Origin of the sequence: Candidatus Paralachnospira sp. LCP21S3_A2 (assembly GCF_052118925.1) — a bacterium.
Taxonomy (GTDB): domain Bacteria; phylum Bacillota; class Clostridia; order Lachnospirales; family Lachnospiraceae; genus Lientehia.
On record NZ_JBQKGG010000002.1, the window covers coordinates 154,169 to 170,001 of the forward strand.

The window sequence follows — 15,833 nt, forward strand, 5'->3', positions numbered from 1 at the left end:
GAATTGTTAGTAATACCTTTTATCAAGTAGTACCCTAAGTTCATTAGCTATTTTACATAATTTGTTTAAAAATAGCAAGCCATTTTTTTTGATTTTTAAGTGAACGCAGCGGTTTTATTCATTCTCCACAATATTTTTTCAAAAACGTCCCAAAATCCGGCATTATGACATAAGTTTCACAGATTCTCAGGATTCAATCCGTACAGTTCCGGGATTACAAACCGCCCGTCCTTCCGGATCAGCACTCCGTCGAAATAAATTTCCCCTCCGCCATACTCCGGTGTCTGGATGCAGACAAGATCCCAGTGGATCGAGGAGCCATTTCCGTTGGGCGCTTCTTCATAGCAGTTCCCCGGTGTAAAATGGAAGGATCCGCGGATCTTTTCGTCAAATAAAATATCCTTCATGGGCTTTATCACACAGGGATTCACGCCAAGGGCAAATTCTCCCACATATCTTGCTCCCCCATCCGTATCAAATACGTGGTTGATTTTTTCTGTATCATTGGCCTCGGCTTTCACGATCCTTCCGTTTTCAAAGGTTAAACGGATGTTTTCATAGGTGAAGCCCTGATAGACCGACGGCGTATTATAGGAAAGAACACCGTTTACGGAATTTCTTACCGGTGCGGTAAACACCTCTCCGTCAGGAATATTCATGATTCCCGCACAGGGGATTGCCGGAATATCTTTAATGGAAAACGTAAGGTCTGTTCCCGGCCCCAGGATGTGCACCTGGTCGGTCCGGTTCATCAGCTCCACCAGCGGCTCCATGGCCTGTCCCATTTTTTCATAATCCAGACAGCATACATCAAAATAAAAGTCCTCGAACGCCTCCAGGCTGGTGCCGGCGCTCTGTGCCATAGACGGAGACGGATAACGAAGTACTACCCATTTCGTTTTAGGCACACGGATCTCATGATGGACCGGTGTGGTGTAAAGAGAACTGTACATGGACAGCTTCTCCGGCGGCACATCAGAAAGCTCATTCAGGTTATCTCCGCCCCGCACAGCAATATAACAGTCCATCTGCTCCATCTCAGAGCTGTCCACCTGTGCCATCAGCCTTAACTGTTCCTCGCTGCAGTGTAAAAGAACCTCCCGCTGTACTCTGGGATCGGTATAATGAGCAAACGGAAGCCCGCCCGCCTCATAAACCTCCTTGATCAGTGCCCTTGCCAGATCCTGAGTATCCATACCGGTGTAATGCACATACACCTTTTCTCCCGGCTGAACTCTGCAGGAACTATGCACCAGATTATACGCCAGTTTCTTTACTCTCTCATCCATGTTTTCTTCCTCTTTTCCGATATTTTTTACAGACGGACAATGGTTCCACCCATGAGCGCTGCTTCCTCTTCGCTGTGCGTGATCATGATCACCGTTTTTCCGACACCGTTTTTCCGGATAAACCCGGAGGCACCGGCTTTTGTCTCCGTATCCAGACCATCAAATGGTTCATCAAACAAAAGCATTCCTTCCGGACCAAACCGCTGTCCTGCCAGGACCGCCCGCGCAATGGCCACTCTCCGCCTCATACCGCCGGACAGCTCCAAAACCGGCTGATCCTGTGCAGCCCCGATGATTCCAAGCTCCGAAAGTGCTTCCCGGATTTCCCGAAGCTGTTCCCCGCGTCTTTCCCGTCCGGTTCGCTTCCTCCCTGTACAGTCCGCTGCTTCTCTTTCTGTCCCGGCAATCCTCCGCCCTCCGCCCGGAAGCACAGCCCGGATATTTTCCACCGCGGAAAAGGCTTCAAACAGCCGATCCTCCTGGAATACTGCCGTTCGATTTTCCGGCACGCCCAGGATCCGTCCGCCATCCGGCGTTTCCAGTCCCATAAGAAGCCGCAGAAGCGTCGTCTTTCCGCAGCCCGACCGTCCCATGAGCACCGTAGTCTCTCCGCAGAAAAAGCGCCTGGAAAAGCCGTGAAACACAACCGTCTTTCCATAACGCTTTTCCAGATTTTCTATTATGATTTCCCGCTGTTTCATTTTTTACTCCGTTTCCGGCTGTTTTTCTGTCCGCCGGGCAGCTTACCTGCCATTTTCATGAATACCAGCTCAAAGCATGCGCAGACGGCTACGATCAGGATCGTCCATGCAAACAGATCCGCTGTTTCCAGATAGATCTTTGCCTCATACAGCCGCTCTCCCATCGATCCGTCGGGAATCCCGATGACCTCTGCCGCCACACCGGCTTTCCAGGAAATTCCAAGCGCCAGAGAAGCTGCCGAAAGAAAAAACGGGCAAAGCTGCGGCAGATACAGATAGTAAATTCTTCTCCCGGTACTCATCTGAAAAACCTCTGTCATTTCCAGAAGCTTCTGATCGGTACTGCGGATTCCCTCCAGAAGGTTAAAATAAAACACCGGAAGCACCATGAGAAAGGCAATCAGGATTGACAGACCGGAGGCCTTTACCCAGATCAGCGCCAAAATAATAAAGGAGGCCACCGGAACCGTTTTCATCGCCTTCAGGTAAGGCCATAAAAACACTTCCACGCTATGAAACCGTGCAGAGAGCGCCGCCAGAATGCCGCCCGTGATCATGCCGAGAAAGAATCCTGCTTCAATCCTTAAAAAGCTGTATCCCACCGTTTTCCAGGTGTCTGCCCTTCCAAGAAGACTCCACAGGCGCCCTGCCACATGAAGGGGCGAAGGCAGAAGAAGCTTCTGCCCCAGCCACATGGATAACAACTGCCAGAGCAGGATTGCTGCCGCAATGGACAGAAGCCGCTCTGTGATGGTTTTTCGTTTCATTTTACTTTACCAGATAAAAATCGTCTCCGGGCATGGCACCGCCAACTGCCTGTGGATTCTGCTCAAACAGGATCTGCAGATAGCCGGAGAGTGCTGTTTTCATGTCTTCTCCGTCCAGATAGGTAATATTGCAGGCCGGGATTGCCTGCTTTGCCACTGCAGCCTTTACAATGTCATATTTTTCCACCAGGGCAGCGCCCTCTTCCACATGCTCATTGATGTATGCCGTAGAAGCCTGATATTCCTTTAAAAATGCTGCCAGCGCATCGGGATGCTCCTCTGCGAAGGCCTTCCGGACAATAAGACCGGCCGTGATCAGCATGCTTGTGTTGTCCAGTGCCTCCCACTCCTTTGTCAGATCCAGAGCCACTTCCAGGCCTTCCACCTGTCCCTTTGCAACGGTTACGAAGGGCTGAGGCAGCATTGCAATCCCACTCTCCTGCCCTGCCAGAAGAGATACCACCTCGGTCGGCTCACTCTTCCACTCAATGGCCACATCCTTCTCCGGATCGAGACCGTTCCGGGTCAGCAGATAATTAAGCGCATACTCCGGTGTGGAGCCCTTACCGGTTGCATAGATCGTCTTTCCCTTCAAATCGGCAAAGGAGGTGATCCCCGCCTCGCCTTTTTCCACAATATAAAGTACACCAAGCGTATTGACAGCCGCAAACTGTACCTTACCCTCTGATTTATTATACAAGACCGAAGCCAGGTTTGCCGGTGCTGCCAGAATATCCAGTTCTCCCTGAAGAAGCTTCGGAGTCAGCTCATCTGCACTGGCTGCCATGGTAAAATCCACGGAAAGACCGGAAGCTCCGTTCTCCGCATCATCCAGAAGCTTGACCATACCCATGGTGGTCGGACCCTTTAAGCCGCCAACACGGATCACCGTATCGTCCGCTGTCTGGGAGGCTGCCGCCGATGTTTCCGTTTCTTTTTCTGTTTCAGTCTCTTTTACGGTTTCCGTTTCTGCTGCTTTCGTGGTCTCCGGTGCCGTTGTCTCTTTCCCTGCGCTTTTTCCGCAGCCTGTCAGAACAGACGCCGCCAGTAGAATGATTAATACCCATGCTGCCGTTTTTTTCATGTCTCCAGTCCTCCGTTTTCGTTTACTCTTTCTTCTCAGGATCGAGAAGCTCCTGTTCCTGCACAGAAGCTTCCTGATCCGATGCTTCTGCTTCCTTTTTTTCCGCTTCGTTGTTCTCTGTGTCGTTGTTCTCTGTGTCTTTGTTCTCCGCTTCGTTGTCTTCCGCTTTTTTCGGATACTTTTTTCCGCAGTAAGCTACAATCGCGATTCCTGCGATCAGCATAAAGACCGCAATAAACTGGGAGGTGGAAAGCACTCCCACCTCGCCTCTGGGATCATCCCGGAAGCACTCGATAACAAACCGGCCGATGCTGTAAAAAATCAGATAAAAGCCGCCCACCTGACCGTCGGACTTTGTCTTTTTCGCACAGAATAGCAGTGCAAAAAAATTCAGGAAATCTCCGGCACTGGAAAGAAGCTGAGTCGGAATCAGTGGAATTCCTCCCGGTGCAAACCGGCATTCTGCCGGAAAGATCACATGAAATGCACTGGTGGTCTCTTTTCCGTAGCAGCAGCCTGCCAGAAAACAGCCGATACGCCCGAAGGCCTGCGCCAGTGCGATAGACGGCATAACCAGATCAAAATATTTCAAAAAAGAAAGCTTTTTGATCCGGCAGAACAGCCAGCCGGTAAGGATCCCGCCGATCAGTCCGCCGTATACTACAAATCCATTGGACAACGTTGCCAGAAACTGTTTCGGATCTGCGATCAGGCTCGGAAGCTCCGTGATCAAAAACAAAAGCTTCGCCGATGCCCAGCCTCCCACCAGACACCACATTCCCAGCGAAAATACCTGATCATTGCCGATCTGATATTTTTTCTCCCGGAACATGGCTACCCAGAACGCCAGGACAATCCCGATTGCAATCATCAGACCGTATCCGTATATGGTAAACGATCCGATCTGGACGATAACTTCTTTCATTGTTTTATTCTCCTCTTTTTTATTCGCTTCATTATACCACGTCTGTGTTTCATTATCCACCTCTGTTTCCGCTTCCGATAAAGTTTCTCCAAAAGAAAAACTTTCCATGAATCGAAAATAAACTTTTTGTTAAATGTTAATATTTCATTGACTTTCAGTGAATATTTGTTATACTTTTTGGAGAACCCTTAAAGGAGGTATTTTCATGAATCAAAAAAGCTCCGATCCAAGGCATCTGGCCGAACAGCTTCTGAACTTTTCTCTTTCTCTGTATGTCCGCATGAAGGAGCATCTCCTTCCCGATACAGACATAAAGCTAAGCAGTCATGGCTTTCATATTTTATACATTTTAAATGAAAGTCCTGATGGAACGGTTCCCATGACAGAACTGGTTTCCCGGCTGGGCCGTACCAGACAGCAGCTTTCCAAGCTGATCAGCGATCTGGAGGATGACGGGCTGGTTAACCGCGTTCACACCAGTGAAAACCGCCGCCTGGTCTACGTTTCCCTGACTGCTGCCGGAAAAGAAGCCGCATGCAGGTCCCGTCAAAATATGACCGATGCTGTGGAACAGGCACTCCGGACAATACCGGCCGAAAAGCTGAATGAGCTTGACATGCTTACCAGCCAGCTTGCAGACCTTGGATCCCGTATCAACCACTATTTACAGGAGGTATCTGATGAAAGAAGTACAACCACCTAAAAAGCCACTGTTGTTCTACTACCTGATCGCCCTGATCCTGCTGCTTCTTCTGAACGCTCTGCTGTTTCCACGGCTGTTCAGCACAAGGGTCTCGGAAGTAGACTACGGTACCTTTCTTACCATGATTGAAAATAAAACTATCGGTGAAGTGGAGATTGATGACAATGAGATCATCTTTTCCGATAATGAAGATCCCGCCCATTACTATAAAACCGGAAAGCTGGAGGACGGTGATAAGCTGGCAGACCGCCTTTACAACGCAGGGATCACCTCATTCAGCACTCCCATTGTCCAGCAGACCTCCCCGATCCTGAGCTTTTTACTCAGCTGGATTTTCCCGGTTCTGTTCTTCGTTGCCATCGGACAGCTTTTAAGCCGTTCTCTTGCCAAAAAGATGGGCGGCGGTATAGGCAATGCCATGAGCTTCGGAAAAAGCAATGCCAAGGTTTATGTCCAGTCCACCACCGGCATTAAATTCAGTGATGTGGCCGGTGAAGATGAGGCAAAGGAGATTCTGCAGGAGATCGTGAATTTTCTTCATAATCCTGCCCAGTATACGGAAATCGGTGCAAAAATGCCGAAGGGTGCTCTTCTTGTCGGCCCTCCCGGAACCGGAAAGACTCTTCTTGCCAAGGCGGTCGCAGGCGAAGCCAACGTTCCGTTCTTTTCCATCTCCGGCTCGGAATTCGTAGAAATGTTCGTCGGCATGGGTGCTGCCAAGGTTCGTGACCTGTTTAAGCAGGCTGCCGAAAAGGCTCCCTGTATTGTCTTTATTGATGAGATTGATACCATCGGAAAAAAGCGTGACGGCGGCGGTGTCGGCGGCAACGATGAACGGGAACAGACCCTGAATCAGCTGCTGACCGAGATGGATGGCTTCGATGGTACCAAGGGCGTTGTGATCCTGGCTGCTACCAACCGTCCGGATTCTCTGGATCCTGCCCTTCTCCGTCCCGGCCGTTTTGACCGCCGTGTACCCGTGGAGCTTCCGGATCTTCAGGGTCGTGAAGCCATTCTCCGTGTTCATGCAAAGAAGGTCAAGATGGGCGACAACGTGGACTTCTCTGCCATCGCCAGAGCCGCCGCCGGTGCCAGCGGTGCCGAGCTTGCCAACATGATCAATGAAGCAGCTCTGCGTGCAGTCCGGGACGGCAGAAAGTTCGTCACTCAGGCTGATCTGGAAGAAAGCGTCGAAGTCGTGATCGCCGGATATCAGAAAAAGAATAAGCTGCTGACCGACAAGGAAAAGCTGACCGTTGCCTACCATGAAATCGGACATGCACTTGTCGCCGCACTCCAGACCAACTCCGCACCGGTAACAAAGATCACCATCATTCCCCGTACCTCCGGTGCACTTGGCTACACCATGCAGGTAGATCAGAATGACAAGAATCTGATGTCCAGAGAAGAGCTGGAAAACAAGATCGCCACCTTCACCGGCGGACGGATCGCAGAGGATCTGATCTTCCACTCCATCTCTACCGGAGCCTCCAACGACATTGAGCAGGCAACCAAGCTGGCCCGCGCCATGATCACCCGCTACGGCATGAGCGATGAGTTCGGCATGGTAGCCTTCGAGACCATACAGAATCAATACCTGGGCGGCGATACCTCTCTGGCCTGCTCTGAGACCACCTCAGCCAAGATCGATGATATGGTGGTAGCACTGGTAAAACGCCAGTACGACAAAGCAGAACAGCTTCTCCGCAGCAATATGCCGAAGCTTCATCAGCTTGCCGAATACCTTTACAGCCATGAGACCATCACCGGTGATGAGTTTATGGAGATCCTCTCCAGGCCCATCCCCGCTGTTGCCGATCAGTCCACAAAGGAGAATCACTGATCATGAACAAAAAAGAAATCTCTGAAATCAAGAAGCAGTTCACTCCGGCCAACTGTGCCATCACAAGGCTCTGCGGCTGTTATGTGGACAACGAAAAAGAGAGGAAAGCCGAATTCAAAGAGGCCTTCCTCTCCCTCCCTGAGGAGGAAATGTTTAAATATTTTGAATTATTCCGAAAAAATCTCTCCGGCACTCTCGGGAAAAATCTGATCAACATGGAATTTCCCCTGGCCGCAGAGAATCCCGGAAGCACCCATGACCTGCTCATGCAGCTTCGGGAAACCAGACTGACCGATGACATTCTCATCGACACCTTTTACGACAAGGTTCTGGACAGCCTTGATGAACCTGGAAACTTTCTCATTCTGCTGATTCACGGACTTTATGATATTCCCGGAAAGTCCACCGACGGAAACGAGATGTTCGATGCCTCCGAGGAGGTTTACAGCTTCGTGTTATGCTGTGTCTGCCCGGTGAAGCTGACAAAGGCCGGTCTCTGCTACAATGCCTCCGAGGGCATCATTCAGAACCGGATCCGTGACTGGGTGGTGGACATGCCCTTAACCGGCTTTCTATTCCCCGCCTTCAATGACCGGAGCACTGACATCCACAGCCTCCTCTTCTACTCCAAGGACGCCGACCAGTTCCAGGCACGTCTCATTGAGGATATGCTTGGCTGTACTCCTCCCATGCCGGTTACAAGCCAGAAGGAAGCCTTTCAGGCTCTGGTGGAGGACACCCTCGGTGATGACTGCAGCTTTGAAGCCGTAAAGAACATCCACGAAAAGCTGACAGAAAAGCTGGAGGACGGCAAGGACTCCCCGGACCCGGCCGCACTCACCAAGCGGGATCTGTACCTGCTTCTATCCGACAGCGGCGCTGATGAGGAGCATCTGGAAGCTCTGGACGAACGCTTTGAGGAAACCGCCGGAAAAGACGCTTCCCTCTTCGCCTCCAATGTGATCAATGCCAGAAAATTCGAAATCAAAACCCCCGATGTCGTGGTTCAGGTCAAGCCGGACCGCGCCGACCTGGTGAAAACCATGGTCATCGACAGGCAGGAATGTCTGGTGATCCCTCTGGAAGAGCATGTGGAGGTAAGCGGAATCGTGATCAAAACAAAAAGTGAATCATAAGGATTCTCATCAAAATCACCGGTCCTACTTCAGGATCTTCCGCACGATGCAGAGCACCGCTCCCAGAACTGCGCAGCTTCCGGCAGTTTTTGTCACGGAACCGGCCACGGAAAAGTACAGATTGACGCCGTCCAGGATTCCTGCCCGGTAAGGCAGAAGCATTTGGATCGCGGACGCGGTGAAGATCAGCAGCGCAAACAGGATAAATGCAGTCAAGCCGCGTCCGGTATCGAACTTTTTCAGCCTTCCGTCGTATGCCATGCGCCGTCTGGACGCCATCCAGGCAAGTGAAATCAGACCGTATAACAGGGTCACACCTGACATGGCAAGAAATACCGCCTCGCCTTTATTGAAATTCTCCGGCTGAAGGCTCAGCGTTCCCAGAACGCTCCGCTCGATCCAGATCTCTTTTCCAAGGAACCCGATAATTCCAGCCATAAGAACTACACAGGCCAGACGAAGGACGGTAGAGATCAGACCGGAGGCTGCGCTTCCGGCTGCCTTTCCGGCTTTCCCAACCGTTTTTCCGGCACTTCCAATCGTTTTTCCCGCAGTATGTCCGACAGATCTCACGGTCTTTGCCGCTTTCTTTTTCTTCTTTTTCTTTCCGCCTGTCTTACTGCCCTGGCCGTAGGAATCATCCTCCTCCCAGAGTTCTTCCGGCTCCTCGTCCACATTGGCATAGGGATCCCGTCCCAGATTTCCTTTTGCCACAAAGACGTTCTGCATTCTCTCGCCCAGCTTCTTTCCGGGCTTTGCACCTTCCTCCGCAGTTCCGGTTTCAGAAACAGGAGTTCGTTCCGGATACGCAGCTCCTCCGGCCAGATTTCTCGGTCCCTCTTCCGGCGTATATTGATCCAGCGGCTCCAGTACCACGGTTTCATCGCCAAGACCATCCGGTTTCTCAAAAAAACGTTCTTCCGGAATAAAGGACTCATCCTCCGGTACAAAATCTATATCAGAATAAGACGGCACTTCCCGCTTTGCTCTTTTGCTGTTTCCTGCACCCTGCCCGGGCAGCTTTGCACCGCAGTAACGGCAGAACGCACCGTCTGCCTGTTTTCCACAGTTTGGACAATACATGTTCTCTTCTCCCTTCTGTCATATCCGGCCTTTTCGCCTGCTGAGTGGTTATTATAACACGCTCAACTCCAAAAAGCAAAAGAGTTCACAAAATCTTAACTATTATGAAAGAAGCTGTTTTTCCACGTTTTCAAATCCAAGACGCGCAATGGTATCGGCAAACCGCTCCCCCGGCTGTCCATGATCCTTAAAGAACAGGATCGCCTTTTCGATCACGGTCATGACCTCTTCCTTTGTGGTAAAGAACTGATTTAATGCTCTTCCCATGGCCACCTTCTTTCCCCAGCGGCCTCCAATGTAGATCTTATAACCGTATGTACCGTCTGTGATCGAATCAAACCGGCATGTTCCGATACAGCGGCCGCACTGATTACAGAGCTCGGTATTCCGTACCAGAACGCCGTCCACCACCTTCGATGCCCCGACAGGACAGGCAGCCTCTACGGCACACTTTTTACAGCCCTTGCAAAGCTCCTTATGAAACTGCGGGATCCGCTGGCCTACCACCCCCAGATCATTGAGGTTTGGCTTCACACAGTTATTGGGACATCCGCCTACGGCAATCTTGAACTTATGAGGCAGCTTCACATCATGATATCCCACATAAAACCGCTGATGGATTTCTTCAGAAAGTGCATAAGAGTCCAAAAGCCCATACTGGCAGGTCGTACCCTTACAGGACACCACCGGCCGCACCTTCGGCCCGGTTCCGCCGGCCATGAGTCCTTCCTCTGCAAGAAATGACTGAAATTCCCCGATCTTTTCATAGGGGATTCCGGGAATCTCCACGGTCTGTCTCGTGGTGTACGTTAAGGTTCCGTTTCCGAACCGTTCGGCTGCTTCTGCCATACGCCGGTGCTGGGCGGCAGTCACTCTTCCGTTTCCGGTAATCACACGGGCGGAAAAAGAATCCGTCCCCTTATTGTTTAAAAACCCAAGTCCTTTTAAGCGCTTCTCCTCGTCTGCGCTGATGGTTAACGCTGCCATACGCTCCTCCTCCATTGTCCTTCTTTTTGTTTTTCACCTGTCTTTTTCTAATCTGAAATCAAGTTTCCTCTTTACTATACCACTTATCTTTCCATATGTCATCTGAATATTATTTTCATTGTTGCCCAGTGCGGCTCCATGAGCGGTGCCGCCAGAACCCTTTACCTTTCTCAGGCAGAACCGGGAATTAAACCTGCCGGAGGGAATTGGAAAGCTGACGGAATAAGGTTCCACTGTCTGTCAGCAATTTTCCATTATTTTCCAAAATACATCCACCAGAGTTTCATCTGCCAATATAATCCAAGCTCATAATGACCTTCTTACAAGGTTTTCAAGTGCTCCAGTCTCCTCTGAAACATTTCATACATCTGCGGAAGCTCCGAAAAAGCCTCTTTCTTCACCTCCATGATCTGATTCAGCCCGACTGCCCGTACTGCTTCCTCCGCAGCTTCCCTCTGGGTCGCATGACGGCCAAACAATGTCTGACAGCCAGCTCCGTCAAACGTATCATAGGAATGAAAGGCCTGGTTAAAATCCATCAGCTTATGGAGTGATATCGGACGGTTTGTCCGATTATCCACCAATACGCCCCAGTTTCCCCAGTGACGGTCTGTATTTCCAATCAGGTAATCCAGCAGATTCATCATATAATATCCGTGACGATCCAGTGAGAGCACTGTTTTTTCCAAATTCTTATCATGATTCATCACATACAATTCGAATGCCTCCATGGAGGCAATGGAAACCTTCAGAGAAGTCATATTTTCACTGACACTGACATCCTCTCCCTCAAAGCTTCCTCTCTCATAAAGCACCTGATCTTCCGAAAAGCACCGGCAGACCTGGCTGGCCAGCAGCTCCCGTTCCACTGCCTCTTTTCCGCCGTCCTTCAGCAGCTGGAATCCGTTTCCGGTTCTCCTCCATGCTTTCGCAAAACAGCCGTTGGTTGCCGCATCTCTCGCAAGCTCCTGATTTTCTACCATGTACTGTCTTCCTCGAAGGGAAATATCCAGAAACGTGTTATCCAGATGATTCTGATACAGATTAACCTCTGCAAACGTCACCGGTTCTCCGGTCCGGCGCACCCAGAATACATCCGTCAGCGATGCACAGCGATATGACAATGCGATCTTGGCCCGTTCCCGGTCCGTCACCGCCTGCCTCATTCCCATGCTGTTTAAAATTTCTTTTGCATATTTCCGATCCAGTGTCAAGACCCTGGATGCGCACCAGTAATAGAAGTTGGTGATATTATTAACCAGCGTATCCAGATCCTCCGCTTCCTCCAGCCACAGATTATACGGAAGAAATGCCTCCTCATAGATTTTACTGTGTCCGTACTGATCAATCCGCGCCGTAAGCCGGTCCATATGCATGATCTCATAACCAACCGCTTTGATTTTTGTCAATCTGAATTCCTCCATTCGCCATAGACTGATACCGCAGGCCTGCGCTGCTGTACAAATGCTTTCCGGACATCACCGTCTCATTCCCATCATACCATACCATATCTCTTTTTACAAAATAAAAGAGAAGAAACCGCAGTCTCTTCTCCTCATTTATTTACAGGCTTTCTTCCAGAATATACGGCGTTACCTGATATACGTAATAATTCACCCAGTTGTTATACAGCGCGTTGGCGTGCATCCGCCAGGTAAGCATGGGTCTCTGGCTGGGATCATCATTGGGATAATAATTTTTCGGAATGGCAGTGTCCATGCCCTTTCCGTGGTCTCTGCGGTACTCGCCGTCCAGGGTGATCCGGTCATATTCCGGGTGACCCATAACAAAAATCCGCTTGCCGTCCCGGCTCTGTACCAGGAATACTCCAGCCTCCTCGGACTCTGCCAGGATTACCAGCTCGGAACACGCCTCGATGTCCTCCTTCCGATCATAGGTATAACGGGAATGAGGTGCACGAAATACATCATCGAAGCCACGCACCAGAGGCACCGTCCGGTCGATGACACGGTGCTCATAGATCCCGAACAGCTTCTTATCCATGATATGCTTCTGGATTCCGTAATGATGATAAAGCCCCGCCTGGGCCCCCCAGCAGATATGAACGGTGGAGGTTACATGGGTGGTGGTCCAGTCCATGATCTTCGCCAGCTCCGGCCAGTAATCCACATCCTCAAACTCCATCTGCTCCACCGGTGCGCCGGTGATAATCATACCGTCAAACTTCTGCTTCCGGATCTGATCAAAGGTCACATAAAACTTGTTTAAATGGCTCACCGATGTATGGGTGGACTCGTGGCTGGACATATGGAGAAACGTAATGTCAAGCTGGAGGGGCGTATTGGAAAGCGCGCGGAGAAGCTGAGTCTCCGTGTCTTCCTTGATGGGCATCAGGTTCAAGATCACAATCTGGAGGGGACGGATATCCTGGGAAAGGGCACGGTCCTCATCCATCATGAAAATATTTTCGGTTTCAAGAATTGCTCTTGCGGGCAGATCGTTCTGTACTTTAATCGGCATGTCTGTTCTCCTGTCTTGTCATCGCAAGGAACTCCGCTTCCGTAAGAATGGGAATTCCCAGCTCCTTCGCCTTTTTATTTTTGGAGGAGCCTGATGTGCTGTCATTGTTAATGAGGTAATCGGTTTTTGAAGTCACCGAGCCGGTCACCTTTCCGCCCAGAGATTCGATGAACGCCTTCGCCTCGCTTCGGTTGGCGAACTGCTCCACGCTCCCGGTGATCACAAAGGTCTTTCCGGCAAGGATCTGAGATTCCGCTGATGGCGTTTCTGTTTCAAACGTCACCAGCTTTAACATTCGATCTGCCTCCTCATTATGCTTTTCCGATGCAAAATAAGCCAGGATCCCGTCCGCGATCACCGGACCGATCCCCTCAATCTTCTCCAGCTCCTCCCGCTTTGCATGGCGGAGAGCATCAAAATCATCGGAAAACGCACGGCACAGTACCTTGGCATTGGCGGCGCCGATCCCGGCGATTCCCAGTCCGTACACAAACCGCGCCATGGTCGTATGCTTCGCCCGCTCCAGCGCAGCCTGGAGATTTTCGTAGGACTTTTCTCCAAACCCATCCATGGAAACGATCTGTTCTTTATAGCGGTCCAGCAGGAACAGATCGGCAAATTCTTTCACAAAGCCCTGATCCACAAATTTTTCCAGTGTCGCCTCCGAAAGCCCGTCGATGTTCATGGCATCGCGGCTCACAAAAAGCGAAAAGCGCTTGATTTTCTTGGCAGGGCACTCACCGTTTTCACAGTACAGTGTTTTTACCCCGTTTTCATTGTGAATCCTGGTTGGTCCTCCGCAGACCGGGCAGATCTCCGGAATTGCTGCCGATCCGCTCCTTGTGAGATTTTCCGCGATCTGGGGAATGATCATGTTGGCCTTATAAACCGTGATCTCATCCCCCTCGCCCAGCTCCAGTGCTTCCACAATACTCACGTTATGGACACTGGCGCGGCTTACGGTCGTGCCCTCCAGCTCCACCGGCTCAAAGACCGCCACCGGATTGATGAGCCCGGTTCTGGACGCACTCCACTCAATATAGGAAAGATGGGTCGTCTGGATCTCATCCTTCCATTTAAAGGCAATCGAATCTCTGGGGAACTTGGCCGTCCGTCCTAGAGACTGTCCGTATGCAATATCATCGTATAATAACACCAGTCCGTCGGACGGAAAATCATTTCCGCCGATCCGCTCCGCAAACTCCTTCACAGCCCCGGGCAGAGATTCCCTTGTCACCCGCTTATATTCCACCACATCAAAGCCCTGGGATTTCAGCCATTTGAACTGCTCCTCCCTGGAATTTTTGAAATCAACGCCTTCTGCCCGCACCAGGGAAAAAGCAAAAAAGTTCACATTCCGCTTTGCCGTGACTGCATTATTCAGCTGGCGGACCGTTCCGCTGCATAAATTTCTCGGATTTTTATACCGGGCGTCGGCCTCACCGATTTCTTCGTTGATCTTATAAAAATCCGAATACTTGATGACCGCCTCACCGCGGAGCACCAGCTCTCCCTTATACGGGATCTGAAGCGGAATGTTGGCAAACACTCTGGCGTTATTGGTAATAACCTCGCCAATCTCACCGTTTCCGCGCGTAACCGCCTTCTGAAGTGTTCCGTCTCCGTAGGTCAGCACAATGGTCAGACCATCCAGCTTCCAGGAAAGAAGCCCATCCTTGTCCTTCAGCCATTCTGCCAGAGCTCCTACATCCTTTGTTTTATCCAGAGACAGCATCGGACGCTCATGACGCTCCTTGGGAAGCTCACTCAACAGCTCATAGCCCACCTGCACCGTGGGGCTTCCTGCCAGAGTCGTTCCCGTCTTCTGTTCCAGGGACAGCAGCTCGTCATAACGTGCATCGTATTCATAATTGCTCATGATCTCGCGGCTTTCCTGATAGTAAGCCTTCGATGCTTCCCGAAGCTGTTCCACCAGCTCCTTCATCCGCGTCATTTTTTCCATATGCTCCACGGCTGTCACCTGCCTTCTGTCTTACTTATGTTTATGGGTCTCCCGATAAGGACGGCCGCTGGAATTTTTTAACCGACGCTCCAGCTCCCGCTGCTCTGCTTCTGTTGCCTCCCGATAGCCGCCGGAGGGGATTCCATCCAGGGTAAATTCCATGACACGAATCCTCTTTAATGCCACAACCCGGTAACCGAAATATTCACACATCCGACGGATCTGGCGATTCAGTCCCTGGGTTAAAATGATCTTAAACTGGCGGACACCGGTTTTCTCGGTCTTACAGGGCGCTGTCACCGTATCCAGGATCGGAACGCCGCGGCTCATGGCCTCTAAAAACTCCGGTGTCACCGGCCGGTTCACCGTCACCAGATATTCTTTTTCATGGTGGTTGCCGCCCCGAAGGATTTTATTGACCAGTTCTCCCCGGTTCGTCATAAGGATCAGTCCCTCTGATTCCTTATCCAGCCGTCCAACCGGATAGACACGAACGGGATAATTCACCATGTCTACAATGTTTTTCTCGCCCTTGAATTCCGCTGTCGTGCAGACGATCCCGGCAGGCTTGTTGACCAGCAAAAGCACCGGGCGGTCTTTTCCGCCGACCATGGTGCCGTCAACCTCCACCTGGTCTCCCGGAAGGATCTTCTGTCCCATGGCCGGAAGTTCGCCGTTCACGGTCACACGGCCTTCTTCCACCATGCGGTCCGCCTCTCTTCTGGAACAGATACCGGCCTCACTCAGATATTTATTTAAACGGATTCCTGTTTCTTCCATAGTAATTCCTGCTCTCCGATCTGGTTTTATAACCGGCTTTCAGTATAACAAGAACGTCCGCCACTGTCAAGCCGGGTTCCGAGAATGCACA

The 15,833-nt window shown here is 50.9% G+C and carries 14 protein-coding genes; 3 read left to right on the forward strand and 11 right to left on the reverse strand.

Features of this window, described 5'->3' with window-relative positions:
• Nucleotides 1-176: 176 nt before the first annotated feature.
• The 5 genes from ACTQ3K_RS02680 to lgt are packed head-to-tail and all read right to left on the reverse strand — an operon-like array spanning nucleotide 177 to nucleotide 4,766.
• Nucleotides 177-1,289, reverse strand: a complete 1,113-nt coding sequence (locus tag ACTQ3K_RS02680) for an aminopeptidase (RefSeq protein ID WP_441565494.1) — start codon at nucleotides 1,287-1,289, stop codon at nucleotides 177-179.
• 26 nt (nucleotides 1,290-1,315) lie between these two features.
• The gene (locus ACTQ3K_RS02685; RefSeq protein WP_441565496.1) at nucleotides 1,316-1,990 is read right to left on the reverse strand and encodes an ATP-binding cassette domain-containing protein; all 675 of its coding nucleotides are present in this window, start codon (nucleotides 1,988-1,990) and stop codon (nucleotides 1,316-1,318) included.
• A complete protein-coding gene (locus ACTQ3K_RS02690) occupies nucleotides 1,987-2,757 on the reverse strand; it encodes an ABC transporter permease (protein ID WP_441565498.1) in 771 nt (256 codons plus the stop codon). Before ACTQ3K_RS02690 ends, ACTQ3K_RS02685 begins: the two co-directional genes overlap by 4 nt.
• Nucleotide 2,758: 1 nt before the next feature.
• On the reverse strand, nucleotides 2,759-3,841 hold the full coding sequence (locus ACTQ3K_RS02695; protein ID WP_441565500.1) for an ABC transporter substrate-binding protein: 1,083 nt from the start codon (nucleotides 3,839-3,841) through the stop codon (nucleotides 2,759-2,761).
• A gap of 22 nt (nucleotides 3,842-3,863) precedes the next feature.
• Nucleotides 3,864-4,766, reverse strand: coding sequence for a prolipoprotein diacylglyceryl transferase (lgt, locus tag ACTQ3K_RS02700; RefSeq protein WP_441565502.1), 903 nt, complete (start codon nucleotides 4,764-4,766; stop codon nucleotides 3,864-3,866).
• Nucleotides 4,767-4,971: 205 nt separating this feature from the next.
• On the opposite strand from lgt, the gene ACTQ3K_RS02705 reads away from it, so the two are divergent.
• Genes ACTQ3K_RS02705 through ACTQ3K_RS02715 form a run of 3 tightly spaced genes read left to right on the forward strand, consistent with a single transcriptional unit; the run spans nucleotide 4,972 to nucleotide 8,448 of the window.
• Nucleotides 4,972-5,469: a MarR family winged helix-turn-helix transcriptional regulator gene (locus ACTQ3K_RS02705; protein WP_441565504.1), complete on the forward strand. Its 498-nt coding sequence runs from the start codon at nucleotides 4,972-4,974 to the stop codon at nucleotides 5,467-5,469.
• On the forward strand, nucleotides 5,447-7,312 hold the full coding sequence (gene ftsH, locus ACTQ3K_RS02710) for an ATP-dependent zinc metalloprotease FtsH (RefSeq protein WP_441565506.1): 1,866 nt from the start codon (nucleotides 5,447-5,449) through the stop codon (nucleotides 7,310-7,312). Before ACTQ3K_RS02705 ends, ftsH begins: the two co-directional genes overlap by 23 nt.
• A 2-nt stretch (nucleotides 7,313-7,314) precedes the next feature.
• Complete coding sequence (locus ACTQ3K_RS02715) at nucleotides 7,315-8,448, forward strand: DUF4317 domain-containing protein (protein ID WP_441565507.1); 1,134 nt, start codon at nucleotides 7,315-7,317, stop codon at nucleotides 8,446-8,448.
• A gap of 24 nt (nucleotides 8,449-8,472) precedes the next feature.
• Here the strand turns inward: ACTQ3K_RS02715 and ACTQ3K_RS02720 are convergent, their stop codons facing one another.
• The 6 genes from ACTQ3K_RS02720 to rluF form a co-directional block, all read right to left on the reverse strand.
• Nucleotides 8,473-9,531, reverse strand: a complete 1,059-nt coding sequence (locus ACTQ3K_RS02720; RefSeq protein ID WP_441565509.1) for a zinc ribbon domain-containing protein — start codon at nucleotides 9,529-9,531, stop codon at nucleotides 8,473-8,475.
• A gap of 102 nt (nucleotides 9,532-9,633) precedes the next feature.
• Nucleotides 9,634-10,518 (reverse strand): (4Fe-4S)-binding protein, encoded by an 885-nt coding sequence (locus tag ACTQ3K_RS02725; RefSeq protein WP_441565511.1) that lies wholly within the window; start codon nucleotides 10,516-10,518, stop codon nucleotides 9,634-9,636.
• Nucleotides 10,519-10,838: 320 nt separating this feature from the next.
• A complete protein-coding gene (locus ACTQ3K_RS02730; RefSeq protein WP_441565766.1) occupies nucleotides 10,839-11,894 on the reverse strand; it encodes a hypothetical protein in 1,056 nt (351 codons plus the stop codon).
• Nucleotides 11,895-12,081: 187 nt separating this feature from the next.
• Nucleotides 12,082-12,999, reverse strand: a complete 918-nt coding sequence (metA, locus tag ACTQ3K_RS02735; RefSeq protein WP_441565513.1) for a homoserine O-acetyltransferase MetA — start codon at nucleotides 12,997-12,999, stop codon at nucleotides 12,082-12,084.
• Nucleotides 12,989-14,962, reverse strand: a complete 1,974-nt coding sequence (gene ligA, locus ACTQ3K_RS02740) for an NAD-dependent DNA ligase LigA (RefSeq protein WP_441565515.1) — start codon at nucleotides 14,960-14,962, stop codon at nucleotides 12,989-12,991. The genes metA and ligA overlap by 11 nt, the downstream gene beginning before the upstream one ends.
• 30 nt (nucleotides 14,963-14,992) lie before the next feature.
• Entirely contained in the window at nucleotides 14,993-15,742 is a 750-nt protein-coding gene (gene rluF / locus ACTQ3K_RS02745) for a 23S rRNA pseudouridine(2604) synthase RluF (RefSeq protein ID WP_441565517.1), read from the reverse strand.
• Between the last annotated feature and the right edge of the window lie 91 nt (nucleotides 15,743-15,833).

Coding starts and splice junctions, on each gene's coding strand:
- ACTQ3K_RS02680 (WP_441565494.1), bottom strand. CDS start 1,289: ATGGATGAGAGAGTAAAGAAACTGGCGTATAATCTGGTGCATAGTTCC.
- ACTQ3K_RS02685 (WP_441565496.1), bottom strand. CDS start 1,990: ATGAAACAGCGGGAAATCATAATAGAAAATCTGGAAAAGCGTTATGGA.
- ACTQ3K_RS02690 (WP_441565498.1), bottom strand. CDS start 2,757: ATGAAACGAAAAACCATCACAGAGCGGCTTCTGTCCATTGCGGCAGCA.
- ACTQ3K_RS02695 (WP_441565500.1), bottom strand. CDS start 3,841: ATGAAAAAAACGGCAGCATGGGTATTAATCATTCTACTGGCGGCGTCT.
- lgt (WP_441565502.1), bottom strand. CDS start 4,766: ATGAAAGAAGTTATCGTCCAGATCGGATCGTTTACCATATACGGATAC.
- ACTQ3K_RS02705 (WP_441565504.1), top strand. CDS start 4,972: ATGAATCAAAAAAGCTCCGATCCAAGGCATCTGGCCGAACAGCTTCTG.
- ftsH (WP_441565506.1), top strand. CDS start 5,447: ATGAAAGAAGTACAACCACCTAAAAAGCCACTGTTGTTCTACTACCTG.
- ACTQ3K_RS02715 (WP_441565507.1), top strand. CDS start 7,315: ATGAACAAAAAAGAAATCTCTGAAATCAAGAAGCAGTTCACTCCGGCC.
- ACTQ3K_RS02720 (WP_441565509.1), bottom strand. CDS start 9,531: ATGTATTGTCCAAACTGTGGAAAACAGGCAGACGGTGCGTTCTGCCGT.
- ACTQ3K_RS02725 (WP_441565511.1), bottom strand. CDS start 10,518: ATGGCAGCGTTAACCATCAGCGCAGACGAGGAGAAGCGCTTAAAAGGA.
- ACTQ3K_RS02730 (WP_441565766.1), bottom strand. CDS start 11,894: ATGCATATGGACCGGCTTACGGCGCGGATTGATCAGTACGGACACAGT.
- metA (WP_441565513.1), bottom strand. CDS start 12,999: ATGCCGATTAAAGTACAGAACGATCTGCCCGCAAGAGCAATTCTTGAA.
- ligA (WP_441565515.1), bottom strand. CDS start 14,962: ATGGAAAAAATGACGCGGATGAAGGAGCTGGTGGAACAGCTTCGGGAA.
- rluF (WP_441565517.1), bottom strand. CDS start 15,742: ATGGAAGAAACAGGAATCCGTTTAAATAAATATCTGAGTGAGGCCGGT.